This window comes from Alteromonas sp. RKMC-009 (assembly GCF_003584565.2).
In the GTDB taxonomy this organism is placed as follows: domain Bacteria; phylum Pseudomonadota; class Gammaproteobacteria; order Enterobacterales; family Alteromonadaceae; genus Alteromonas.
In genome coordinates this window covers 3,510,235-3,535,555 of record NZ_CP031010.1, presented here as the reverse complement: position 1 = coordinate 3,535,555, position 25,321 = coordinate 3,510,235, and the positions used below count along the sequence as shown (strand labels likewise).

Sequence of the window (25,321 nt, the reverse complement as noted above, 5' to 3'; positions counted from 1 at the left end):
TTTTTTAACCTGTTTTAGCATACAAAACAAGTATGACGTTTATAAGTCTCCATGCTGGGACTGTAGAATAGTAATGGCAGCAAGGGCTGCTGTTTCTGTTCTTAATATGCGCGGTCCCAGACTGACAGAGGTATAGCCGCTTTCATTTGCCTGATGAATTTCCTGCTCAGACAAACCACCTTCCGGTCCGATAAGCAAACGATAGCCTTTTGATGAATAGGGCGTTTTTACCAGCGGTGAATCTGCGCCCGGGGCTAATGTTAAACGAACAGCCTGAGTCGGACTCGCCAGCCATTGATTCAGTGTTACCGGCGCATTGAGTACCGGAACCACATTACGTCCGCATTGCTCACAAGCACCGGTGATAATTTTTTGCCATTGCTGAATTTTCTTTTCCCAGCGCTTTTCATCCAGCTTCACTGCACATCGTTGTGTCAGTACCGGTGTGATTTCAGTAACACCCAGCTCGACACTTTTCTGTAAAACAGTATCCATGCGGTCGCCTTTCGACACACCCTGACCCAGATGAATGGGAAGAGGTGACTCTTTACCGATAGTCAGGCAGGCGTCAGCTTCAATGATAACCTGTTTGCGGTTCACTGCGATAATCTGGGCACTGTACTCATTACCATCGCCGTTAAACAGCACGACGGGATGGTTCGCTTTGAGTCGCAGCACAGTGGCTACGTGGTGTGCAGCGTCATCATTAAGCAGGAACTCTTCGTCCAGAGGAATATTACCGGGGTGGTACAGGCGCGGAATTCGCATGGTGATATCACTATAACTTCAGTTTTATAAGCGTTATATGATAGCGAGTTTGCGGGTGCAGACGCAATGTCTGCACCGCAGTAAGCGGGGGAATTTAGTTAACCTGAACGCTGTTCGGACGGGTTTCTTTGGAAATATTACTTAAATCCGTCGCAGCACCGCTCTTTCGGGCGTGAACAGTATTTTTACCTTTGTCAGAGGTGAGGGCAAAACCCAGAATGAAGAGAACAATCACAAAAAGAACAGATAGAAATAACATTTTAAAATCCCTTAGTTTAGCAAACCGGTACTTGGCGATAGCTAAATAACCAGATACGTCATTACGTCTTACATCCAACATCGGATCCTGATGTTGTTAAATCCATACGAAAGAAGTCACTTTCTTCCGGTATTCTGGTTCGTATTTCCTGCCACTGAACGACTTGTAAGCCGAAAAGTGATGACTGAATATAGACTAAAATCCGCGAATTTCCAGCCTTTCCCGATGCCGGATTTATTCAATTTTGTTATTAGCACTAAAATCAGTTGGTTAAAGAAACACGTTGTCGAGCATTCATCGCGCTGTTTTTTCACGCACTGCAAACTTTACGTTGATGCGATGACAGAAATATTATCGTCAGCTTATAAGTGTTTCATCATCTGAATTTATACCATTGTATAAGGCAGAAAGCAGACCAGTGGCATTGCGTGATCTACCGCAATATTGCTATCGTATCCCCGCACTGTGCAACGATTCGCGCATTTACAAAGGAAACAGAAATGGAAGAAACTTTATCAATGTTTACTGCTTCAGATATTGAACGGTATATTAATACATACGCTATTCCCTGGGCGATCAACATCGCTATGGCAATTGCGATCTTCGTTATTGGACGAATCATTGTCGGTATACTGCTGTCTGTATTCCGCCGTGTGATGGCAAAATCTAAATACGACGAAATGCTAATCAATTTTGTAGAGTCGATTGTCTCTGCAATACTGATGTTGTTCGTTATTGTGGCATCACTTGACCAACTGGGCGTGGATACCACCTCTCTTGTTGCTATTGTGGGTGCAGCCGGTTTAGCTATCGGTTTATCTCTGCAGGATTCTCTGAAGAATTTCGCAGCCGGTGTTATGTTGCTGGTATTCAAGCCTTTTAAACAAGGCAACTATGTTGAAGCAGCGGGTACTGCAGGTATTGTTCAGAAGATTGGTATTTTCCACACTGTGATGACGTCTCTGGATAACAAAGAAATCACTATCCCGAACGGTAAGATTTATAGCGACAACATCACTAACTACTCTGCAAAAGACACCCGTCGTTGTGATATGACCTTCGGTATCGGCTACGATGATGATCTGCTGAAAGCCAAGCGCATTTTGCAGGAGCTGGTAGATGAAGAAACCCGTATTCTGAAAGAACCTGCCTGCTTAATCGGCGTGGCTGAATTAGGTGACAGCTCCGTTAACTTTACTGTTCGCCCGTGGGTGGCTGCCTCGGATAACCTGGCCGTACGCCTGGCCTTTACTGAAGCGGTGAAACTGCGTTTTGACGCGGAAGGTATTTCTATTCCTTATCCGCAAATGGATGTGCACTTTTTCAAAGAAGCTGACAAAACAGTATCTGCGAAAGAATCAGCATAATTCGGTTTAGTATTCAGAGTACTTAACACTGATACTAAAAACCCCCTTTTTCGAAAGGGGGTTTTTTATTGGTGCCAGTCGGGTCGACTCCTGACACCTTCACAATGGTTGGCAGCTACTTACAGGAAGGGCGTTTAGCTGTTCCCTGATAATCCGTCATGGCAGCCTGCATATTGGCCTGCAAGTTTTCAATACGGCTTTGCGGGGCAGGGTGAGTGGAAAGAATTTCTACCGGACGCTGACCGTTGCTGGCGGCATCCATGTTCTTCCATAACTCTACTGACTCCCTGGGATCGAAGCCTGCCTGCGCCATCAGTGCCAGGCCGATAAGATCGGCTTCAGACTCGTGGGCACGGGAGAAGGGCAGCGTAATCGCAACCTGTGAACCCATGCCAATAGCCGCCATAATCGCACCGCTGTATGCCACCTGGTTTGCTTCAATTGCCGTTGCCACGGCTTGCGTGCCCAGATTTGTCAGTGTGGAAGTAGACATACGCTCGTTACCATGGTGAGCAATAACATGGCCGATTTCGTGTCCGATAACGGCTGCTAACTGGGACTGGGTTTTCGCAACATTGAGCAAGCCGGTATAAACACCGATTTTACCACCGGGCAATGCAAAGGCGTTGACCTGGTCATCCTGAAAAACCACCACTTCCCATTCGCCGCTAAACACCGAGTCCGGTACCAGTGGCGTCAGCGACTTTGCTACACACTGAACGTAGGTATTCTCTACCTGTTTACTGGAAACCTTCAGTTCCTCTTTCATACTTGAAAACGCCTGACCGCCCATTTCGGCCATTTGTGTTTCAGAGTACAACAACACCTGGTTGCGCCCGGTCGGGGATGTAGCACATGCGCTCAGCACACTTGCCAGTCCCGCCACTGCGAGCACCTTCATCCGTTGTTTCATTTGTGTCCCTCTTCTGCGTTTTTTCATTGCTTAATACTAATTAAGTGCCTGTTAAAAAGCCACTGGCAAAGGTTAACTACGAAGCGGTAACCAAAAGAGTTTTTATTGTTAAGCAGCGGTTCAGCTCCGTTGTGGGGAAGTGCTAAGATAACAAAAGAGGGGGAGGATAAATTGACACAAACTCGTCATCTCCCTGACTTATTGCTGTCACACCGTTTCCTTAGGTTATTGAAATTTTGTTGTATGCACACTCAGCCGCATGCGACGTATTTCTATAATAACTTCTAAAGGAAACAGCATGTTGATGCAAAATAAATTCAAACTGGGATTACTGGCGTTGGTGGTATCTGCCGCTCTGACAGGGTGTAGCCTGGATGGCGATGACGGTGCCGACGGTGCACAGGGCCCTCAGGGTGAACAGGGCGAAACCGGGAGTGATGGTCAGGACGCCACTACAGGCGTCGCACTGGAAGTTGTGGGCCGTGCAGTTGTCGGCGGGGCCGGTGCTGCTGAAATTGTGCAGTATCATGCAGGTACTCAAACCGTTTATGCGACCAACGGTGAGTCAGATACCATTTCTGTGATCAGCATTGCAGAACTCACCGGAGATGCCCTGGAAGCGCCGGTTACCTCTACCAACCTCACAAACACATCAATTGAATTACCTGTTGAAGCAGACGGCACAGCGCTGGCCGGCCTTACCAGCATTGCCGTTTCCGGCGACTTGCTGGCTGTCGCTGTTCCCGCAGATGAAAAAGCTGAAAACGGCTTTGTGCTTTTTTACAACGGCCTTGATGCCGGCGAGCCGGTTTTCCTTTCCGCTGTTGAAGTTGGCAATCTGCCTGATAATGTTGTTTTCACCCCGGATGGTACAAAGGTGCTCACTGCGAACGAAGGCGAGCCGTCAGATGATTACACCATTGACCCTGAAGGTTCTGTAAGTGTCATTACTGTCACAGACGGTGTTCCGGCAGACACTGCAACAACCCTTACATTCGAAAGCTTCAACGGCCAGCAGGCAGAGCTTGAAGCCATGGGCATGCAGTTCCCTAATCCGTCCGGCCGTACTATAAATGGTGTTGCCATTAACACCACAGTCGCTATGGATTTAGAGCCTGAGTACATCACAGCCACCGATTCTGTTGCTTACGTGACCTTGCAGGAAAATAACGGTGTCGCCGTGGTTGATCTGGAAGCCATGACTATCAGCATTATCGGACTGGGCGTAAAAGACTGGAGTCAGTACCAAATTGACGTGCAGGAAAATGGTGAAGTCAGCTTTGGTCAGTACGAAGGCCTGTATGGCGTTTATATGCCGGACACAATCACCGGGACCACGTGGAAGGGGGCAACTTTCCTGCTGACTGCAAACGAAGGTGATGCCCGTGAGTACATTTTCAGTGCAGAAGATGAAGCATCCTGTCTGGCTGCCGGCGGTCTGGAGTTTGACGACGGTGACTGTCTGGCTTACACCGATGAAGTGAAAGTCGAAGATCTCACTGCCGCAACAAATTCAGAGCTGGCCATGTTGCAGGCAAACGGTGAAGCAGATGACCTGCGGGTGACGCTGGGTATGGGCGATGCCGATGGTGACGGTGAATATGATGCAGCATATACGTATGGCGCACGTTCTTTCACTATCTGGGATCAGAACGGCCAGGTTGTATTTGATTCAGGTGATGATTTTGAACGCATTACCGCCTCTGTACACGGTGCAGCGTTTAATAACGGTGATGATGAAAATGAAGGCGACAGCCGCTCCGAAAATAAAGGGCCTGAGCCTGAAGCTATTACCACAGGTACACTGGGCGATCGTACTTATGCCTTTATCGGTACTGAGCGTATGGGTGGCATTTTTGTATACGACATCACGAACCCTTACGATGTCAGCTTCTCTGAATACGTGATAAACCGTGATTTGACGGAAGGGCTGACGGCTGATGACAGTATCGGTGATCTGGCGCCGGAAAGTCTGGTATTTATCAGCCCGGAAGACAGCCCTACCGGTGAAGCTTTACTTGTAGTGGGTAACGAAGTCAGTGGCTCAGTATCACTGTGGCAGGTAACTGCTAAATAAAACATCTGCCTCTTTAAAACTCTTCAGAAAGCCTGAATGCATTAGCATTCAGGCTTTTTTGTTTGACAGAAGTCCGATGACTTTTGGGTCTCAAACGGCTAAGCTACGAAAAAACGAGAGAGTTATTCATGACTAAAAAAGTTGTTATCAGTGGTGTCGGCCTGTGGACACCGGAACACGTAATCACTAACGAAGAACTCGTCGCCAGCTACAACGCCTACGCAGACAAGTTTAATGCAGAAAACGCGGCACAAATTGATGCCGGCACCGTTGCTGCCAAGCCTCACTCCAGCGCGGAGTTCATTGAAAAAGCGTCCGGTATAAAACAACGCTATATCTACCGTAAAGAAGGCGCGCTGGATGTTGAACGTATGCGCCCGGTCATTCCTGAGCGGCAGGACGAAGAGTTGTCCCATCAGGGAGAAATTGCCCTGGAGGCTGCGAAGAAGGCGCTGGCAGCGGCGAATAAATCACCGGAAGACATCGATGCGGTGATCGTATCCTGTGCTTATACACAACGGGCTTATCCTGCCATTGCCATTGAAGTGCAAAACCAGCTGGGTATTAAAGGTTTCGGTTTTGATATGCTGGTTGCCTGCTCAGCGGCCACGTTCGGTATGCACCGCGCATGGGAAATGGTGGCGTCCGGTAACGCCAGGGCAGTGCTGGTTATCAATCCTGAACTGGTGTCACCTCAGGTGAATTACACCGACCGTGACAGCCACTTTATTTTTGGCGATGTGGCAACGGCCACGGTGGTAGAAAGCGAAGACACAGCAAACAGCGACCATGTATTTTCGGTGCTGAGCACAAAAGCGGTGACGTCGTTTTCAAATAACATCCGTTCGAACTTTGGCTACATCAGCCGCGCACACGATGTTGATCCATACGGTGAAGACAAATTATTTCACCAGGCCGGCCGTAAAGTATTTAAAGAAGTATGCCCGATGGCTGCTGACCATATTGAGGCACACCTTGCCAGTCACAGTTTTACGCCGGCAGATGTACGCCGCTGGTGGTTGCACCAGGCCAATATCAATATGAACCTGCTAATTGCTAAGCGTCTGTTAGGGCGGGATGCTACGGCAGATGAAGCGCCAATCGTACTCGACCGTTACGCGAATACGGCATCAGCGGGCTCAGTCATCGCATTTGCACTGCATCATCAGGATCTTCAGTCCGGTGATGTGGGCGTACTGTGTTCTTTCGGTGCCGGATACTCCATCGGAAGTCTGGTTATCCAAAAGCAATAAGTTGCCGGAAATAGGGAAGTTATGATTTCAGATATTGGTTACGGCCTGAATGCAGCAGGCTATCTGGTTCTGCTGCTGTTGTTATTCACAGTCCGTAAATCTGGTCTGGCGAAGCACTTGCTGGTGCTCGCCACGATGGCAACCATGGTGTGGTCACTCAGTTTCGTAACCAGGCTTACCGGTCCGGTTTCCGGCCCGCATTTGCTGATAGCAGACACTCTCAAGCAAATGGTGTGGTTGTTATTCATTGCCGGCTGTCTGCAGGATAACTTCAATAATCTCTGGCAGGTGCTGCGCAGGCCGGCGACGATGGTGATCCTCACACCGCCGGTGCTGGCGTTATTTCTTCCCTTTATTTCTACAATTCCTCACTCCTGGCAGTTTCTCTTTCTTACCGTGTTATCACTGGAAGTACTTATTCTGCTTGAAGTTTTATTCAGGCAGGCAGGTGAAAATCAGTGGGCGTATAAACCGCTGGTGCTCTACCTTGGGGCCATGCACCTGTTCGAATTTGTGATGTACGCCAATGCCACTATGGTCACAAAAATCGAGTTGGTCTACGTGGTATCAAGAGGGTATATCTATTTACTGATGATGCCGCTGCTGGTGGTTGCTATCCGCCGCATCAAGCATTGGGGCGTTGATATATTTATCTCCCGTGAAGTGGTACTGCACAGCTCCCTGCTGCTGGTGGCCGGTATCTATTTGCTGGTAATGGCACTGGCCGGGTATGTGGTGAATTACATCGGCGGTAACTGGAGTTCCACGATTCAGACTGTGCTGGTGGTTCTGTCTCTGGCACTGCTCATCACAATGGTCCTGTCGAACAGTTTCCGTACGCGGATAAAAGTATTCATCACCAAGCACTTCTTTGCCAACCAGTTTGATTACCGGGTTGAATGGGTGAAGCTGACTCAGGCTCTGTCTTCATCAGAAGCTGATGCAGCGCCGGATGTTTATGGCAATGCATTACGGGGTGTGCTGGGTGCCATCAACTATGAAAACGGCACACTGGTGAAAGCCACCGGTATCGATTTTGACGTGGTGGCCAGTGTAAACAGCGAAGGAATATCGGCAGACGAAATTAAGATCCTTAAGCAACTTATGCCATTCTGTCAGCAAACCAACTGGCTGGTCGATGTGGATGAGTACGCATCAAAGCCCTTTGAATACAATGGCTTGCTGCTGGACAGAGAGGCGCTGAAAGGTTGTCGCTTTCAACTGGCATTGCCACTGTTAAATTCAGAACAAATTTGGGGTTTTGCCCTGCTAAAAACAAAAGACAGTGAGGCACTGACACTGAACTGGGAAGTCCGCGATTATCTTAACGCTGTGACTGAACAGGTTGGTACATACTTACTACACCATGAAGCCGCTAACGCTGTGGCAGAGAACGCGCAATTTGCTGCTTTCAACCGGATGTCAGCGTTTGTACTTCACGATTTAAAAAATGTGATGGCGCAAATCGACCTCATTTTGTGTAATGCTGAACAGCACAAACATAACCCTGAGTTTATTGAAGATACCTTTGAAACCCTGCATTATACTAAGGCGCGCATGGATAAAATGCTGCGTCAGCTCACCGAGAAAAAGGTCGATGAGCCCGGCGTGTTCTCAGCGCACACACTCTCTGATTTAACCGGTAAGCTGATAGAAACCCGTTGTCAGTCACTTAAACCGGTACCTGAACTGGTGGTGGAAAGTGAAGAAAAGGTAGTGGTCGATCCTGAGAAATTCAGTAATGTGATGTACCATCTAATCAGTAATGCACAGCAAGCCACCGGCGATGATGGTTTTGTCCGTATCACGCTGGAAAGTGACCTGGCCGGTCAGCGCCAGATTGTGCGGATTGAAGACAATGGCTGTGGCATGGATGAAGCATTTATTGAACAACGGTTGTTTAAGCCGTTTGATACCACAAAAGGTAACGCGGGCATGGGTATCGGTGCCTATGACGCAAAAAATTATATGCAGTCTATTGGCGGCAAATTGTCGGTAGAAAGCGAAACAGGAAAGGGAAGTTGTTTTACCCTGGTGTTCCCGCTGGATTAACAGATTTCATTTCCCATAATTCATATTTACTAATGGAAACGTGCGAATGACGGATACGATTCTTGTTGTCGATGACGATCTCGGCATCCAGAAACAGTTAAAATGGAGCTTTACTGACTACAATGTGGTATTTGCAGATGACAGAACCTCTGCGATTGCCCAGTTGCGTCGTCATGAACCCAAAGTAGTGACTCTGGACCTTGGTCTGCCACCTGATCCTGCTAATGCCTCTGAGGGGCTTAAAACCCTTGAAGAAATCATCGCACTGGCACCGCGGACCAAAGTGATAGTTGTCACCGGCAATAACGATAAAGAGAATGCGCTGAAAGCAATCGATCTCGGGGCTTACGATTTTTATCAGAAGCCTATTGATTCCGATACCATCAAGCTGCTGGTTAACCGCGCCCTGAATCTGGCTAATCTGGAACATCAGAACCGCATTTTGGCGAAAGCCCGTCCTGCCATGGGACGTATTATTGGTAATTCAGAGGCAATTCAGGCTGTTATGCGCAAGGCCGAAAAAATTGCCGGCACCGATATCAGTACGTTATTACAGGGCGAAAGTGGTACCGGTAAAGAAGTGTTTGCCAGAAGTATTCACGAACACAGCCCCCGTAAAGACAAGCCTTTTGTCGCGATTAACTGTGCGTCGATTCCTGAAAACTTGCTGGAAAGTGAATTATTCGGTTACGAAAAAGGTGCATTTACCGGGGCCAATAAAACGACTCTGGGTAAAATCGAAACGGCCCAGGGCGGCACACTGTTTCTTGATGAAATCGGTGATATGCCTATTGGCCTGCAAGCTAAAATGCTTCGTTTCCTGCAGGAGCGGGTGATTGAACGGGTAGGCGGCCGGACAGAAATTCCGGTGGATATCCGCGTGATCTGTGCAACCCACAGAGATTTGCAACAGATGGTGGCGGATGAAACCTTCCGTGAGGATTTATATTACCGTGTGGGCGAAATTCCTATCTTTATTCCGCCACTGCGTGACCGCGACCAGGACATCATTCTGCTTGCCCGTACATTCCTGAATACATACCGGGAAGAGTTCGGTGCTAAAGCCAAGAGCTTCTCTGATACCGCCATTCAGGCCATGTTGAATCATAAATGGCCCGGTAATATCCGTGAAATGCAGAATAAGCTGAAGTCTGCCGTCATTATGGCTGAAGGCTCTGTGGTGCAGGCCGAAGATCTGGGCCTTATGGCGCCCCGGGGAGACAACGAACCGGAAACGCTGAATTTGCGGGAAGTCCGTGAGATGGCGGAAAGCCGTGCTATCAGACGGGCCTATCAGACAGCCGATAAAAATATGTCAAAGACTGCAGAGTTACTGGGTGTGACCCGGCCGACCTTGTATTCTCTTATCGACAAATACCATATGGAAGATATTAAAACCGGCGTGTAACCCCGCCGGTTATTCCATTGGCCACTCAATACTGGCCAGATTGTTCAGGGACGTTTTTACCTGCACATCAGTGAGTGAGAACTTCCCTTCCAGCGGAGAGGGCGGCAGAACATTGTCGCTTTCTTTGCAGGCTTCAATGGCGCCCACCCAACAGTCTCTTTGGGATATTTTCGCTGCGTACAGGCAATAATCCATCACCGCGAAGGTTTTTACCCAGTCCATTTCATAAGGATTTCTGCGGCACAGAGGCATTGCACAAAACCCCACGCTGCAAGTGGCGTTGATCACCACATCATCAGGTAAGTGAAAACGCTTCTGACGCACCGCCTCAATAAGTCTGTCAGCCAGTTCCACCATATCATTACGGTTGGCGTTGCGGCACACCGCCAGAAATTCTTCGCCACCCCAGCGGATAAGCAAATCTGTCTGCCTGAATACTTCTTTTAAGATACCGGTAAATTGTACCAGGAAGCGGTCACCGGCAAGGTGTCCGTATTCATCATTGATTTGCTTAAAGTGGTCTATATCAATTAAAAAGCAGAGTAAGTCATGATTCGGCGGAAAGATTTCACCTTTAAGACTGGCATAGTGATGCTGCACCCGGCTGATCTCACCCGGCAACTGGGCTGAGAGGAAGTTGCGGTTATACAAGCCTGTGAGTGCATCACGCATGCTGACCTGCTCCAGCGCATGATAAGCTTCTTCCAGCTGTTGATTTTTCTGCTCCAGTTCGGTGGTCCGGTTGCGGACTTCCAGTGCCAGCCGCTGATTTTGCCGGTACTGGTTATAACGGCTCCACAGCAAAAAAAGAAACAGCAAGAGGGACACCAGGCTACCCAGCGATAACATACTTTCCAGGTTATGCTGACGCACCTGAGCCAGTTCAACAGTGCGGTTTTTCTCCTGAATCTCGAAATCCCTTGCCTGACGTTCCATCTCCACTTTGGCTTTCAGCTTCTCAAAGTAGATCGCCTGCTCCGTGTCCATCTGGTGTTCCAGCCTGGCGATGGTTTCGTCAACAGAAGTGAAAAAGGCAGGAGGCAGCACGTCCAGACGGGGGGCGATGTCATTATCGGCAGTCTGGTGCGCAATAAACCGGGCGACGGTGGTTTCCCGGCTGGCGGCGTCAGCCTGCAAATCTTCCTGCCTGACCGTCCCCTGGGCACTAAGCAGCGAGGGAAATAATCCAAGCAGTGTAATCAAACTGCCTGACAGATAACTTTTCATCTTCATCCTGTTCAGAAAAAGTAAAACCGGGGAGCACAGTGACACCGTGCTCCCGTTGTTGCGTATTGGCGCGCTTTGCATTCCATGCAAACGCCTGCACCCGGCCGCCACCTTGTGGTATGTCTGTCAGGGTGTTTTATTTGTCAGTAAAGGCCTGATGTCTTCACTGCTTTGATTTTCTATCCATATTCTGATGAGTCTGGAACGGCAGATCCCTGTTTCTGCCGACAACTTTCCAAGCTTCTCAATTGCGTCTTCAGATAATGTAAATGTAGCACGTCGCATGGGACCGCAAGGTGTAATGTTGTCTTTGTTAGCAGAGTCCGTTGCCGGATAGATCTGCCTGATAACATGTTTACCTGCTGCGTAAGCCAGTGCATCGTCAATAAATTCATCAACGCTCACCGGCTCAACAGGTTTAGCTGACGGCGTGGATTTTTTGAGGCTGCACAGACTCATAAGATTTCCCCTCTCTCCGCGACAGAAGTTCTTCAATGATATTGCGAATTTCTGCTGATGCTTTTCCGTCCGGCTCACTTTCCATGACTGACTGGCCAGACTCTTCAGAATCGTCATACATATTGCGGCTGTATGTCACTGAGTCCAGTACCGGTACTTCAAATGAACGACAGACATCTTTTGCTTCCAGGATCCTGCTGCCCAGCGAAGGTAGAGAAGGGCACTGGGTAATTACAAAAGCAGCATTCATGTCGGGATTCACCATTTTGCAGGTTGAAAGAATATCTTCCATATGGGGAACCGTTTTCAGATCCCGCCGTTTGGGACGTAACGGAATAAGAATGTGGTCAGCCACTGCCATGGAGGAGCGCAGCGCAAGGTTATCCTGTCCGCCACAATCAATGACTACGTAATCGTAGTGCTCGCGCAGGCTCAGTAATTCGTTGCGGATCTTGCCGTACAACTGCACACAGTTAATCGACGGCAATTTATCATTAGCTTTGCGTTCCTGAATCCAGTCTGAGGTAGTGCGCTGCGGATCGCAGTCGACCATCAGCACACTGGCATTTTTTTCAGTTCTCAGATAAACAGCGATATTTTGTGCAAGGCAGCTTTTGCCACTGCCGCCTTTCTCGCCACCAACCAAAACGATCATCGTTCGTTCCTCAACTTTTGATCCGTCATCACGGATAAACGGTTAACGAATGTGACTGAAAAAGTGAACATGAGCCGGATTAAGGACTATGCTTGTTCGGTAACCCCGCTATCATTATCTGTAATCAGATGGCAGACCGGAGGCTTTGCGTCACGGGCTTTCGCACCGCTTTGCCTTTTTCAACAGTACATTTTCGGGTAAGCGGCGGGGATGCCATGGCTTACCGGTAATCAGGATACTAGTTAAAACAAACGGTGTGCGCCGCATGTCTCACGATATTTAAGAATAAAAAAATATACCTGTCAGACCAGGTGGCCGGTGGCGACAAACGGGCTGCAGGACTTGGAAATCCGCGGTTCGCCCGTGTAAATCATTCTAATTAAAGTTATATCTGTTAATATGCCAACACATGGTGTTATTGAAAACTATACCCGCAAATAAGGAGAAGGGAGTGGTAAAAACATCCCTGTTGAGTTTGTTTCTGCTGGCATTCAGCACAGTCAGTTTCGGGCAGAATAATGCAATGGATGAAGCGTTTGATTCATTCAGTCATCTCTATGAAGAACGTTTTGGCCAGATCAGGGCATGCATGAACCCCACATTTCAGCGTTTCAGTGTGTGTTCTCCTGCTCTTCGCAACGATGGCAACGCGCCGTATATTCTGCATCACGGAAAACCTGTCGATACAGTGGTTGTTCTGCTTCACGGATTGAGCGATTCGCCGTTTTATATGTCTGGCATTGCACGGGCACTGCATGATAAAGGTTACAACGTTATTGTGCCTTTAAACGTAGGACACGGCCAACTGGATGCCAGCGACGAAATGAGCGACAGCAAGCTTGCAGAACGCTGGGGTGCACACCTGAATGACGTTATGGCGCTGGCACCGCAACTTGGAAAGCACGTTTATCTGGGCGGTTTTTCCACCGGCGGCGCGCTCTCTGTTCAGCATTATTTGCATCACCCTGACAACATTGACGGACTGATGTTATTTTCCGGGGCTCTGGCACTCGACAGCGGCGTAGAGCGGTTATCCGGGATATGGGGAATTCAGTGGGTCGCCAGGTTTCTTGACGGTCACTATGAAACACAGGGCCCGAATCCTTATAAATATCCCACCATTGCCAGTTTTTCCGGACTTGAACTGATGGAAGTGATTGATGATGTGAGAGACCAGTTTGAACAGGGGAAAACTGTAGACGTACCGGTATTTGCCGCGCATTCTCAGGCAGACACCACTACGCCCATTACAGGTATTGAAGATTTAATGTCGCGGGCCACCACGAAAACCAATACCTTTTTCATCATCGATGAGAGTTACAAGTTATGCCATGCTGATGTGGTGGTGAATAAGAAAATGCTCAGTGATATGCATTTCGATAAATCCGGCGTGGATTTACGTGATCCCTGTGCAGCTCCCGGCGCTAATCCGCTTTTCCGCCAGATGATTATGATGCTGGGCAGCTTTATGGATGAAGCGGCACAGAAAGCTGGTTAATTGATTGACACAGTGCCCGGGATTGATTAATTTAACTCCATTATCGCTACGAACTAACATTGCAAAACTGGTCAACATGATTTTTCAAACTTTGTCACAATCAGGCAAGCCACAATCTGCACTCATTATTCTATTCGCTATTCTCAGCAATTGGCGGGTTCGTTAGTACGTAAATGAACTGAAGAAAACCCGCCGCGAAGGCGGGTTTTTTGTTTTCGTCTTCGCGGTTTTGACAAAATACGGAGACGACAGCCATGACTCACCCGGTAACCCGGCAATTACATGCTATGCACGATGCAGTGAATAATAACGACTTAACCGCATTACAAACCCTGTATTGTGAAGACGCCTTTCTGGTTGATAAACCACGGGTATCCTCACGCTCTGATCTGCAGCGTGCCCTCAGTGCTTTTAAACAAAGGTATATGCCTGAGCACATTGTCTCGCAGGGCGACGAGGTTGTCATTGAAGCCGGTGACACTGCGCTGGTCATAAGCAAGCTGTACCTGAATGCAACCGGCGCGGTGGACTGCAATGTGAAAAAAGCCATTTATGTATTCAGAAAAAATGCAGAAGGAGAGTGGCAATGCGCCATCGATAACTTCTTCGGCGTTGATCTGATAGATTATGTGTAGATGATTTTGCTTACTTTCCGTTTTTTAAGTGGCCGGCCAATGGCAATGCGGCCATTGAAAATACGGATATTGCCACCATATCGGGTAAACCGCAGAGACAGACCGGCATTTAGGTTTGTCCGCTAACCAGAAGCTATATCCTTGTTGACGCAGGAAATTGAAACAGACTATAACGACAGAGGACCTTCAGTGAAACTGGTCTTCTTTTTGTTGTGGCTGTTGATTGCGTTTACCTCGGGGAGCGGTGCAGAGCGGCAGGTCCATGCCCAGTCAGACAGCCTGCAAAGCTCTGAACACGCCGCAATAGCATCAGGCCGTTCAGAAGGTCTGATTACACGATATCTGCAGCCCCAGTCCCATTCCGGTGACCGTCCGGAACCGCTGCTGTTTACCGGCGCTGAACTGAAACTCGCCGGCGTTTACCGGATGCTTCATAGTGTCGCTTCCGGCTTTTCTGAGCTGGCTGCCAGGCCTGCACAGCCTGTTTTTTCGCGCCCTCCTGCCAGGGCGTCTCCTTAATCCTTCATTTTTGATATTTACGGGCCTCTGGCCCTGTTTACAATTTTTGAAGGACAATTATGAAACCATTTTCTGCACGGGGCGTGATGACCGCACTCGTGATTGTGCTCGGCCTTTTGAGCGCAATGCCCAATATTTTACCGCCGTCATGGCAACAACAATTACCCGGCTGGTATACCCAAAACCAGTTGTCTTTAGGCCTTGATTTACAGGGCGGTTCCCATTTATTGCTGGCCGCTGATACTCAGCCACTGTTTGATAAAGCCTTTACCGGCATGAAAGAAAGTCTCACTAAGGATTTGCGGGAGGCGGGGATCCGCTATCAGGTACTGTCTGCTTCCGACAATACCCTGCGCTTATCCTTATCAGGAGGCGGCGGGCAATTTCAGCAGGCCCGTGAGCTCGCCTTTGCTTACCGCACAACGGGGCAGGGCGAGCCGCAGTTCACCATTGAGCAAAACGATAACTTGCTCACTGTCAGTTTGTCAGAGTCGTTTAAGGAGAGCCTGGTCAGTGATGCGCTGGAGCGCAGCGTGGAAGTGGTGCGCCGCCGTCTCGATGAGACCGGACTGGTCGACCCCGGTATTTCACGGCAGGGTAACGATGGCGTGCTGGTACAGATGCCGGGCGTTACAGACCCGTCACGTATCAGGGAGCTCCTTGGAACAACCGCACAAATGGAATTTCACTGGGTAGTCACGGATAGCAGTCGTGGCAGTACCGTGATAATGCAGGATATGGATGGCCAGCAACAATACCGTCTGGAAAAGCGGGTTGCGATGGAAGGTGAGCATATTACTGATGCAAGGCTTGCTTTCGATCCTGACACAGGAAACCCGGTGGTGACTTTCAAGCTCGACAGTACCGGCGGCAATATTTTTGCAGCTATGACCCGCACGCATATCGGTGAGCCGCTGGCAGTCGTTCTGGACGGCAAAGTGATCACCGCACCGGTAATACGGGCAGTAATTGGTGCATCGGGCGGCCAGATCAGTGGTAATTTTACACCGGATGAAGCTAAAGATCTGGCACTGATGTTACGTGCCGGTGCGCTGCCTGTGCCCCTGACTGTGATTGAAGAGCGGACGGTTGGTCCTGATCTCGGTAGTGATGCTATCAAGATGGGTCTGAGTACAGGACTTGCCGGTGCAGCGCTGGTTCTGGTGTTTATGACGGCACTTTACCGGCGCTGGGGGGCGATCGCCTGCGTAAGCCTGATGATTAACATGGGGCTGCTTTTTGGCGTGCTGAGTTTATTCAGGGCCACACTTACGTTACCCGGAATTGCCGGCATTATTCTTACTCTGGGTATGGCGGTAGATGCCAATATTCTGATAAACGAACGTATCAAAGAAGAGTCTTTGAAAGGGCGTGTCGCCGGGGCGGCAATCCGCGCCGGTTTTGACAAAGCCTGGTCAACCATCCTGGATTCAAGCCTGACGACCCTGATTGCCGTGAGTCTGCTATTTATGTTTGGCAGCGGGCCGGTAAAAGGTTTTGCGATTACTATCGGAATTGGCCTGTTCACGTCCATGTTCACGGCCATTGCGGTAACCCGCCTGTTAATGTTGTTTGCTATCAGACGCCGTGAAAGAGATGTGCTCCATTTCCCGGGATTCCGCTGGCTGTCGCAGACAGATAAGAAGCCGCTGAACTTCCTGAAAGGCCGGGTGGCAGGCTTAATCACGTCTGCTGTCTTGTCGGTGGCTTCCGTGGTGCTGTTTTTCAGCCCGGGATTACATTACGGCGTTGATTTCACCGGTGGTACACTGGTGGAAGTGAAAAGCCATCACGTGCAGGTGGAACAGCTGCGAAATGCTCTGACAGACGGCAACATTGAAGGCGCCAGCATTCAAGAGTTTGGCAAAGAAGGTGATTATCTTATCCGCGTTCCTCAGGTAACTGCGGACACGCCGGTTGAACAGGCTGCATTGCAAAGTCAGCAGGTTGAACTGGTGAAATCTGCAGTAACCACACTGGATGACCAGGCAATCTTCCCCCGTGTGGACATGGTTGGTGCGAAGGTCAGCGGCGGTTTTGCTGATGCTTCTGTGCTTGCTGTGCTGATTGCCGGAGGGGGTATTCTGCTGTATTTGTGGTTGCGGTTTGAATCGCATTTTGCACTGGCAGCAACGGCGACGATTGCGCTTGATCTGACAAAGACCATCGGTTTCTTTGCGCTCACCGGGCTGGAATTCAACCTGACAGCAGTGGCAGCATTGCTGGCCCTCATCGGCTATTCTATTAATGATAAGGTCGTGGTGTTTGACCGTATACGGGAAGGATTCAGGGCAACACCGGATAAGCCCATTATTGAAGTGCTTAACCGCAGTATTTCTGCGACCTTGTCCAGAACACTGTTTACTTCAATGACCACATTTCTGGCTTTATTGCCTATGGGGCTGGCCGGCGGGGCGTCTGTCGCGAGTTTTGCGCTACCCATGCTTTTTGGCATCGTAATTGGTACCAGTTCCTCTATTTTTATAGCATCGCCTATTTTGTATTACCTTGGAAAGCGGCGTGAAAAGAAAGGGTTAAAGCAACTGCGCCCCACCGCAGAGGAGGTGAGAGAATCACTGGCGCACATACCCTGAGCGCCGCCACGAACAGAGTCTGCAACTTCAGGTAACTTGCAGACTCTTACTGAAACGGAAATAACCTGTAAAAAGGAAACCTATGTTCGCCATTGATTACCAGATCCTGATAGCCGCTGTATTGCTGTTTGTCGGTATTCTCTCCAGCAAACTATCCCCAAGGCTGGGTTTACCCCTGCTGGTACTGTTCTTACTGGTAGGCATGCTGGCAGGAGAAGACGGACTGGGACTGGCATTCGATGATGCCAGCACGGCACATGCGCTGGGAACACTGGCGCTGGCTATGATCCTCTTCGATGGCGGGCTGCAAACATCTTTTTCTTCTATCAAGCTGGTATGGAAGCCGGCTTCATTTCTGGCGACATTCGGCGTAGCCATTACAGCCGGGATAACAGGTTACGCTGCAGCCTTTATCCTGGGTGTACCACCTATGGTGGGATTACTCATCGGGGCTATCGTCGGTTCTACCGATGCTGCCGCAGTATTCTCTATTTTGCGGAACGCCGGTGTGCATATCAGTCCGCGCCTGAAAGCCACACTGGAAATTGAAAGTGCTTCGAACGATCCCATGGCGATTTTCCTGACTGTGGGCATACTGGAACTGCTCACCAGTCAGATGAAGCCGGGATGGGATCTGGCACAGCTGTTTATTCAGCAAATGGGCATTGGTACCGTCGTCGGGCTTGGCGTCGGCTGGGCTGCAGTAAAACTCATCAACCGTATCACACTGAGTGCGGCAGGGCTGTATCCTGTCCTTGTCGCAATATGCGGCTTTCTGACGTTTGGCATATCTGCCAGTCTGGGCGGGAGTGGTTTTCTGGCAACGTTCATCGCCGGGGTCTTTATCGGTAACAGCCGGTTTGTACTAAAACGGGCTACTTTTATGTTTCACGACGGTCTGGCCTGGCTAAGCCAAATCGGCATGTTTGTGATGCTGGGACTGCTTGTGAATCCGGCATCGCTGCTTAAGGTCTGGCTGGAAGGGTTGCTCATTGCAGCTGTCCTTATATTTGTCGCCCGTCCGCTGGCTGTTGCTCCGTTTCTGGCCTTTGCCGGCTTCAATAAGCGGGAAATCGGGTTGGTATCATGGGTGGGGCTTCGCGGCTCGGTGCCGATTATTCTGGCTATTTTCCCGCTATTGTTTGAAATTCCCCAGGCCTATCTCATTTTCAATGTGGTGTTCTTCGTTGTATTGATTTCGGCTACCTTACAGGGTTCAACATTGCCGTGGATGGCGAAGAAACTGAAGCTGATTGAAAAGGCGCCGGTAACACCGGCTGCTACCCTGGAAATCAGTGCCCTGGGTGAAGTTAACGCTGATATTGTTCAGTACACGCTGGGAGACTCCGCCAAAGCTGTTAACCGGACGCTGGCTGAACTGGCATTGCCTGAAGGTGCGGTGGTGGCAATGATAACCCGTGGTGATGCGGTTTTTCCGCCGAGGGGCTCAACGTTGTTACTGCCGGGGGATCATATTTTTATACTTATCCGCCCGGGACTACGGCCCTTCATCGATTGTATTTTCTCCCACATATCGCAGTTGGAACCGTCAGCTTTTAAATCCGGAGAGTTAGTGCTGAAAGGCGCGGCAAGAGTCCATGAAATAAGTCATGCATATGGTCTGGACCTGGGAGAAACAAAAAACATCACACTGGATGCCTTTATCAGAAAGCACCTGAGCGACGATGTGGCAGAGGGACTCACTTTGCATCATGCCGCCGGGCGATTCGAAGTTAAAGCGGTAAGAAATGGTCTGGCTGTGGCAGTGCAGTTTACTGCAGACAGCCGCCTGTCAGAGTCGTGATTTTTGCTTTAATAGACGGCCAGTGAGGTGTTGACATATCAGGCCTGAAATGGCGGAAATCAAACCAGTGCCACAGAACGTGGCACTGGAGTTAGTTGCAATCAGAACTTAGTGTGCTGCAGCGTATTTTTCGACTTCAGACCATACCCGCAGCAGGTTGCCACTGAGTACTTTTTCGATATCTTTGCGGCTGTAGCCACGATCCAGCATACCCTGAACCAGATTCGGGTAGGTGGAAACATCTTTCAGGCCGGTTGGCAGAGAATCACCCACACCATCAAAATCTGAGCCGATACCCACATGGTCAATACCAATCAATTCTACGACATGGTCAATGTGGTCCAGCACCTGACTCAGCGTAGAATACGGATAGGGGTTTTCCTTGCGGTACTTTTCATCAAAGGCAGCGACTTCTGCACTGTCTTCACCCATTTCTTTGATAAGTTTGTTTTTCTGCTTAGTCAGATTATTTCGCCAGTCCTGGGTTTCTTTTGAAACAAAGCTGGAACCAAAGTTAATCATGATTACGCCGCCGTTTTCACCCAGCTTTTTCACCATGTCGTCGTTCATATTACGCTCAAATCCCGGCGTGTATTTACGCAGGGAAGAGTGTGAAGCGATAACCGGTACCTTGCTGATTTCAATTGCCTGATAGAAGGCGTCATCGGAGACATGAGAAATATCCACCATGATCCCTAAGTTGTTCATTTCTGCTACCAGTTCTTTACCGAACGGGCTCAGGCCGTGCCATTGACGGCGCAGGTCATAGGATGAGTCAGCAATATGGTTAGACAGCGAGTGGGCGAGCGTAATGTAGCGGATACCGCGCTCATAAAACGTTTTCAGATTTTCCAGGCTTCCCTGAACCGGTGAACCGTTTTCCATGCCCATGGGCAAAGAAATGAGTCCTTTCTTAAACTGGGCTGTTACATCCGCCACAGACTTTGCGATGGCAAACTTCTCCGGTGAACGGTAGACCATGGCCTCAACCAGGTCGATAAGCTGGTGGGCAACTGCCGTAGACTCGTCAGAATTATCCAGGCTGGCCGGTACATAAATAGACATAAACGGCGCTGTCAGGCCACCTTTCTTCGCGCGGGGGTAATCAAAGTCGCCGCCTTCTGTCGCAACGCTCACGTCTTCCCATTTTGCGTGTACGCGGTAAGGAACATCAATGTGACCATCCACAATGATAGTTTCCTGTGCGATAGCCTCAGCTTCTGCAGAAACCGGGGGAATGGTTTCTGCGTTTGCAGCATAGCTGCCGGTCAGTAACAGTGCCGGTATGAGAAGCGACAATGGCTTTTTAGTTAAACGTCCCATGGATTTTCCTTCGTTCATTATTATCTGTGTTGTGTGTGTTCGTGAATTGCAAGCGTTCCGGCAACGGGCAACGTAAGCAATCGTGCTAACGTAGCCTACGAAATATTTAATTTGCCTACAATCGTCACACCCGCTGCGCCAGCTAAATGCACTGAAATAACAGGTAAAATGAAATGCTTACCCCGGGTTGTTACGTCAACGAAAGAAGCTTGTAATAAAAGTTTAAATTTTGATATGGTTTTCAGGGCGTGACTTCCCGCTTTAAATACGGGATACTGCTTTCGACCTGTTACCGGCAATTGAATGCGGTGGCAGGCTACAAGAATAATCTTCGTGGTAATCCTCTCCTAATCTGTGTTTGGTGAGTCCATTGACCAGAGTTGTTAGTGGTCGCGTACGCAGGGACTGCAGGCTTTCACCAATAGGGCAATTCCCCTGGCGAATTCCATTTGTTGATTACCACCAATAAACGTAATGAGAACAGAATTATGGCGATTAACTACACCCCGCTGAATAAAGAAAAACATAAAGATGTAAAAATAGCGGTGAACAACGCGTTTGCTTTCGCGAAAAATACACACTTATCTGCAGCGTCTATCCGTGAATACGCGCAACTGGCGTCTACTATGCCAATCGTATTTATCCAGGATCCTAACAGCGACCGTTACCACACTGTTGCCATGCTGGGTATGGAACAAAATCAGAACCTTTTCCTGGCGACAGACAAGTGGAAAGGCCCGCACGTACCAATGAACATTCTGCGCTATCCTTTCGATGTTCGTCCTGAAGGTGAAAAGCTGGGCGTTTACATTGATGAAGAAAGTGAGCTGGTAGGTAAAGAAGAAGGTCAGCCGTTATTTAAAGAAGACGGTTCTCCGTCTGAGTTTCTTGATAACCGTCAGAAGTTCTTAGGTGACCTGGCAAACAGCGAAATGCTGACTCAACGCTTCATTCAGAAAGTGGTTGAGCTGGAATTACTGGACGCCATTCAAATTCGTCTGACTTACAAAGATGGTCAGCAGCGCAATGTGACCGGTATGTATAGCATCAACGAAAAACGTCTGATGGAACTGCCGGAAGAGAAAGTGCTGGAACTGCATAAGCAAGGTTTCCTGGGTGCACTGTATGCGGTTATGATGTCTCTGGGTCAGCTGAACCGTCTGGTTGAACTGTCTAACGACACGGCGAATCCGATTGCCAGCATGCAAATCACCGGTGAAGCAGCACAGGCGGCCGCACAGCCAGCTGAAAATGCATAAATGATTGTTTCAGAAAATTAAAAAGCGGGCATTGCCCGCTTTTTTGTGTCTGTTTTGCGGTGTGAATTCTCAGGCCGCCACAAAGGGGATAATATCGCCGGTGATACCGTGTTTCATCCTGGCTTTCATACAGTCTGCGGTGCCGTAATCAAACTCTCTGCAGGTGGACGAGCGTTTTTCATAAATAGAGCAGCCGATATTGCCGCCGATGTCACCTTCCAGGGCCACACACCGGGGAGAAGGTTGGTTTGTGCCCTTCATTGCGACCAGGGAAGGGGAGATCTTTTCAGTCAGTTCCGGCGGTACGCTACCACCGGTAAACGGGTCAGATTCTGCCCAGTAAAACGATACACGAAACGTGGCGCAGCAGGCACCACATTGTATACAGGGATTCATTACTATTCTTGCTCCACACTACGTGCACAACAACCAGCAAATTCCGGGTTGGCCATCACATTGTTACAATGATTTTGATGTCTTTCAGGCAACAAACAGAGTGTGTCAGAACGACCATGTTGCCGGGACGGCGCATTATTCCAGAGTGCCGGAAAAACGCAATAAAACAATGCACTGTCGCACTATTCTTTTTTTATCCGGGGTGTTTGATTACCATCAGACGCCTGAGGAGGGATCATGATTGAATTACAACACTGTGCGGTGTCACTGGCACCGGGTTTTACCTTTGGCCCGGTAAATGCGTCACTGAGTGAAGGCCGGCATCTTGCCATAACCGGGAAAAACGGCAGTGGTAAATCGGCGCTGGCGGCCATTCTGGCCGGAGAGGGTGAAGTGGTCAGTGGTGAAAGACGCCTGACCTGTAAGACAGGGTGGGTCAGTACTGCACAGCAGCAGGCATTGATTGCTCAGGAAAAGAAAAAGGATGATGCGGACATTCTTGATGTCATTCCTGTGCCCAGCACAGCCAGGGAAGTTATTTTACGCCAGATCAACATGGCTGATTGCGGGGAGGCATTCGCTCTGCTGACGAACGGTCTGCGGATGACCCATTTTCTTGATAACGCCTTTTTGGGGTTATCTACCGGTGAAACCCGGAAAGTGCTGCTGGTTCGCACCCTGTTAGCTTCACCTGATGTGCTGGTGCTTGATGAACCTATGGATGGACTCGATACCGCATCCTGTGAGTTTTTGCAGCAGCACCTGCAAAGTATTCAACACCGCTGCACCATCGTGATGGCGCTGAACAGGCTCAGCGAGATCCCGCCTTTCGTCAGACAACTCTGGCTGATGCAGCAAGGGCAGTTGTCCTGGCAGTCAGACGGCAGCGGAGTTGAGCAAAGCGATTTAGCTCACCTTAAACAATTGCTGCACATGGAGAATACGTCTCTTACCTTACCGGAGAAAGACGAAACACGGTATTCGCCGCAAATGGCAGAAGGTGATAATGTGCTGGTGAAGCTGGTTAACGGCAAAGTGAGCTATGACAACCGTATTATTTTCTCGGGTCTGAACTGGCAGATTAACCGCGGTGAGCACTGGCAGGTTACAGGCCCTAACGGTTCAGGTAAAACCTGTCTGCTAAATATGATTACCGGTGACGATCCTGACTGTTATACCAATGAACTGACAGTATTCGGTTACAAGCGGGGGAGTGGTGAAAGCATCTGGGATATCAAGCAGCATATCGGGTTAGTGTCTAACAGTTTTCATCTTCAGTACCGTGTCAATTGCAGTGTATTACATGTGGTATTGTCCGGCTTTTACGACAGTATCGGGTTATACGAACAACCCGATATCAGGCAAAAACAACTGGCCCGTGAATGGCTCGCACTGGCTGGTATGGCACACAGAGCTAATGAACCTTTCCAGTCACTGTCTTTCGGTGATCAACGGCTTTTACTTATTCTGCGGGCGATGGTGAAACATCCCACGCTGTTAATTCTTGATGAGCCATGTAACGGTCTCGATGAAATTAACCGTCTGAAAGTACTGGCACTGCTTGGCATTATCGCCGCAGGCAAGGAAAGTACATTGTTGTATGTGAATCACCACAGCGAGGACAAAATCAACGGAGTTGAACTGGTGCTTGCCATGGGACGCCACAATCAGGAAGCGCAGGCTTAAGGAACGGTTCATCCGGCGTTCAGTTTCAATATCTATACTAAGCGTCGGAAATGAGGTAAACAACGATAAGGATTCGTCATGCAATTCAAATTTTCTTCTCTAATCATCGCCACTCTGGCACTTCCGTTTTCCGCGATGGCTGCGCAAAATGAAATCTCAGTTGGGTATGCGGATACCAACCTGTATGGTGGCGATATCTTCGGTGTGCAGTATTCCCGCTATCTGGATAATATTGACACCCGTGGTGACCCCTTGCAGATAGCGCCTTATTTGCAACGTATTAATACTGTCAGAGCCGGATATGCAAATACAGATGCGTTTCATTTGTACAGTATTGGCGGTGATTATTACACCGGTGACTGGGTATTCTCTGCTGACTTAAATTACGATAAGTCACGTGGTTATTCTTCAGAAGTCAGCCAGCTGGTAACGCAAGCCGGTTACTTTATTAATGATAAATGGCAGGCGGGTGTGTCGCTGACATATGACCATGCTGAAGGCCGGGTCTTTGTGCCTGTTGACGTGAACGGCGTGATCCAGCTTCAGGGTGTGACGAACACCGAAACTGACTTTACCGGAGGGCTCTACACCCGCTATACAGATATTACTGACGGGGCAGGTTGGGATTTCGATCTGGCATGGTATACCGACAGCAATGATTTGATTGAAGCGGGTGCCCAGTATTTCTTCAGTCCGCAACTGAGCCTGGAACTGGATTATACCCACCGGGATTTAGGGTACAGGAACTATGACTTCGCCGGTCTTTCAGTTAACTACTGGTTTAGCGACGCATTAGCTGTCAGCCTGGGAGCCGGGACAGATCTGTCTACCGGAGATTCCGTTACCGATACTATAACGGCATCGGCCAACTGGCGTTTCTGATCTATTAATCATTTTTTTACCTGCTTAAACCGGGGCGTGTAGCGTCCCGGTTTTTTTGTTTAATCAGATGTAAATTTTAGTGCTATCGGTGGCACTGAAGCATCTCTTGTTTAAATAGCAATAAACACACCTTTAAGATAATTTATAATAAATCCCGTTTTTCAATTCGTTAAAGAATGTTTTTCATGATTTGTGTTAAATAAATGCAAAATGATTAATGCCACCGGTAGCATTATGTGTTGCTTTGTTATATAAATGTGAAAAAACAGGGGGAGCATGGATGAGTA

21 protein-coding genes and 1 riboswitch are annotated in these 25,321 nt (G+C 49.0%); of the genes, 13 read left to right on the top strand and 8 right to left on the bottom strand.

Annotated features, from left to right (window positions below; genetic code table 11):
- Nucleotides 1-39: 39 nt before the first annotated feature.
- Both DS731_RS15680 and DS731_RS21980 read right to left on the bottom strand, forming a co-directional pair.
- The gene (locus tag DS731_RS15680; protein ID WP_119502220.1) at nucleotides 40-768 is read right to left on the bottom strand and encodes a 16S rRNA (uracil(1498)-N(3))-methyltransferase; all 729 of its coding nucleotides are present in this window, start codon (nucleotides 766-768) and stop codon (nucleotides 40-42) included.
- A gap of 94 nt (nucleotides 769-862) precedes the next feature.
- Nucleotides 863-1,027: a hypothetical protein gene (locus DS731_RS21980; protein WP_161599167.1), complete on the bottom strand. Its 165-nt coding sequence runs from the start codon at nucleotides 1,025-1,027 to the stop codon at nucleotides 863-865.
- Between the two features lie 500 nt (nucleotides 1,028-1,527).
- Between DS731_RS21980 and DS731_RS15675 the strand changes: the two genes are divergently transcribed.
- Complete coding sequence (locus tag DS731_RS15675; protein WP_119502218.1) at nucleotides 1,528-2,394, top strand: mechanosensitive ion channel family protein; 867 nt, start codon at nucleotides 1,528-1,530, stop codon at nucleotides 2,392-2,394.
- 115 nt (nucleotides 2,395-2,509) lie between these two features.
- Here the strand turns inward: DS731_RS15675 and DS731_RS15670 are convergent, their stop codons facing one another.
- Entirely contained in the window at nucleotides 2,510-3,307 is a 798-nt protein-coding gene (locus tag DS731_RS15670; protein WP_119502217.1) for a M48 family metallopeptidase, read from the bottom strand.
- 298 nt (nucleotides 3,308-3,605) lie between these two features.
- On the opposite strand from DS731_RS15670, the gene DS731_RS15665 reads away from it, so the two are divergent.
- The 4 genes from DS731_RS15665 (at nucleotide 3,606) to prsR (ending at nucleotide 10,097) form a co-directional block, all read left to right on the top strand.
- Entirely contained in the window at nucleotides 3,606-5,384 is a 1,779-nt protein-coding gene (locus DS731_RS15665) for a choice-of-anchor I family protein (RefSeq protein WP_119502216.1), read from the top strand.
- A 128-nt stretch (nucleotides 5,385-5,512) separates the two neighbouring features.
- Entirely contained in the window at nucleotides 5,513-6,637 is a 1,125-nt protein-coding gene (locus DS731_RS15660) for a beta-ketoacyl-ACP synthase III (protein ID WP_119502215.1), read from the top strand.
- A gap of 21 nt (nucleotides 6,638-6,658) precedes the next feature.
- A complete protein-coding gene (prsK, locus tag DS731_RS15655) occupies nucleotides 6,659-8,689 on the top strand; it encodes an XrtA/PEP-CTERM system histidine kinase PrsK (RefSeq protein WP_119502214.1) in 2,031 nt (676 codons plus the stop codon).
- Between the two features lie 46 nt (nucleotides 8,690-8,735).
- Nucleotides 8,736-10,097: a PEP-CTERM-box response regulator transcription factor gene (gene prsR / locus DS731_RS15650; RefSeq protein WP_119502213.1), complete on the top strand. Its 1,362-nt coding sequence runs from the start codon at nucleotides 8,736-8,738 to the stop codon at nucleotides 10,095-10,097.
- 9 nt (nucleotides 10,098-10,106) lie between these two features.
- Here prsR and DS731_RS15645 read toward each other — a convergent pair whose 3' ends face one another.
- The 3 genes from DS731_RS15645 to DS731_RS15635 form a co-directional block, all read right to left on the bottom strand.
- On the bottom strand, nucleotides 10,107-11,324 hold the full coding sequence (locus DS731_RS15645) for a GGDEF domain-containing protein (protein WP_161599166.1): 1,218 nt from the start codon (nucleotides 11,322-11,324) through the stop codon (nucleotides 10,107-10,109).
- Nucleotides 11,325-11,450: 126 nt separating this feature from the next.
- Nucleotides 11,451-11,783, bottom strand: a complete 333-nt coding sequence (locus DS731_RS15640; RefSeq protein WP_119502211.1) for a ribbon-helix-helix domain-containing protein — start codon at nucleotides 11,781-11,783, stop codon at nucleotides 11,451-11,453.
- Complete coding sequence (locus DS731_RS15635) at nucleotides 11,743-12,438, bottom strand: AAA family ATPase (protein ID WP_119502210.1); 696 nt, start codon at nucleotides 12,436-12,438, stop codon at nucleotides 11,743-11,745. The genes DS731_RS15640 and DS731_RS15635 overlap by 41 nt, the downstream gene beginning before the upstream one ends.
- A 95-nt stretch (nucleotides 12,439-12,533) precedes the next feature.
- Nucleotides 12,534-12,623: riboswitch (cyclic di-GMP riboswitch) on the bottom strand.
- A 266-nt stretch (nucleotides 12,624-12,889) separates the two neighbouring features.
- On the opposite strand from DS731_RS15635, the gene DS731_RS15630 reads away from it, so the two are divergent.
- From DS731_RS15630 to DS731_RS15610, 5 genes are all read left to right on the top strand, one after another.
- Nucleotides 12,890-13,936, top strand: a complete 1,047-nt coding sequence (locus tag DS731_RS15630) for an alpha/beta hydrolase (RefSeq protein WP_161599165.1) — start codon at nucleotides 12,890-12,892, stop codon at nucleotides 13,934-13,936.
- 254 nt (nucleotides 13,937-14,190) lie between these two features.
- Nucleotides 14,191-14,571, top strand: coding sequence for a YybH family protein (locus tag DS731_RS15625; RefSeq protein WP_119502208.1), 381 nt, complete (start codon nucleotides 14,191-14,193; stop codon nucleotides 14,569-14,571).
- 141 nt (nucleotides 14,572-14,712) lie between these two features.
- Nucleotides 14,713-15,090 (top strand): hypothetical protein, encoded by a 378-nt coding sequence (locus tag DS731_RS15620; RefSeq protein WP_119502207.1) that lies wholly within the window; start codon nucleotides 14,713-14,715, stop codon nucleotides 15,088-15,090.
- 59 nt (nucleotides 15,091-15,149) lie between these two features.
- The gene (gene secD, locus DS731_RS15615; protein ID WP_119502206.1) at nucleotides 15,150-17,684 is read left to right on the top strand and encodes a protein translocase subunit SecD; all 2,535 of its coding nucleotides are present in this window, start codon (nucleotides 15,150-15,152) and stop codon (nucleotides 17,682-17,684) included.
- An 82-nt stretch (nucleotides 17,685-17,766) separates the two neighbouring features.
- Nucleotides 17,767-19,488 carry a potassium/proton antiporter gene (locus tag DS731_RS15610; RefSeq protein ID WP_119502205.1) on the top strand — a complete coding sequence of 574 codons (1,722 nt, stop codon included), beginning with the start codon at nucleotides 17,767-17,769 and terminating at the stop codon, nucleotides 19,486-19,488.
- Between the two features lie 108 nt (nucleotides 19,489-19,596).
- On the opposite strand, the gene DS731_RS15605 is transcribed toward DS731_RS15610, so the two are convergent.
- Nucleotides 19,597-20,811 (bottom strand): dipeptidase, encoded by a 1,215-nt coding sequence (locus tag DS731_RS15605; protein WP_119502204.1) that lies wholly within the window; start codon nucleotides 20,809-20,811, stop codon nucleotides 19,597-19,599.
- Nucleotides 20,812-21,299: 488 nt separating this feature from the next.
- Between DS731_RS15605 and DS731_RS15600 the strand changes: the two genes are divergently transcribed.
- The gene (locus tag DS731_RS15600; protein ID WP_119503449.1) at nucleotides 21,300-22,070 is read left to right on the top strand and encodes a SapC family protein; all 771 of its coding nucleotides are present in this window, start codon (nucleotides 21,300-21,302) and stop codon (nucleotides 22,068-22,070) included.
- Between the two features lie 69 nt (nucleotides 22,071-22,139).
- Here the strand turns inward: DS731_RS15600 and DS731_RS15595 are convergent, their stop codons facing one another.
- Nucleotides 22,140-22,466, bottom strand: a complete 327-nt coding sequence (locus DS731_RS15595) for a YkgJ family cysteine cluster protein (protein WP_119502202.1) — start codon at nucleotides 22,464-22,466, stop codon at nucleotides 22,140-22,142.
- A gap of 237 nt (nucleotides 22,467-22,703) precedes the next feature.
- Here DS731_RS15595 and modF point away from each other — a divergent pair, with 237 nt between their 5' ends.
- Entirely contained in the window at nucleotides 22,704-24,152 is a 1,449-nt protein-coding gene (modF, locus tag DS731_RS15590) for a molybdate ABC transporter ATP-binding protein ModF (RefSeq protein ID WP_119502201.1), read from the top strand.
- Between the two features lie 78 nt (nucleotides 24,153-24,230).
- Nucleotides 24,231-25,034, top strand: coding sequence for a putative porin (locus tag DS731_RS15585; protein ID WP_119502200.1), 804 nt, complete (start codon nucleotides 24,231-24,233; stop codon nucleotides 25,032-25,034).
- The last annotated feature ends 287 nt before the right edge of the window (nucleotides 25,035-25,321 follow it).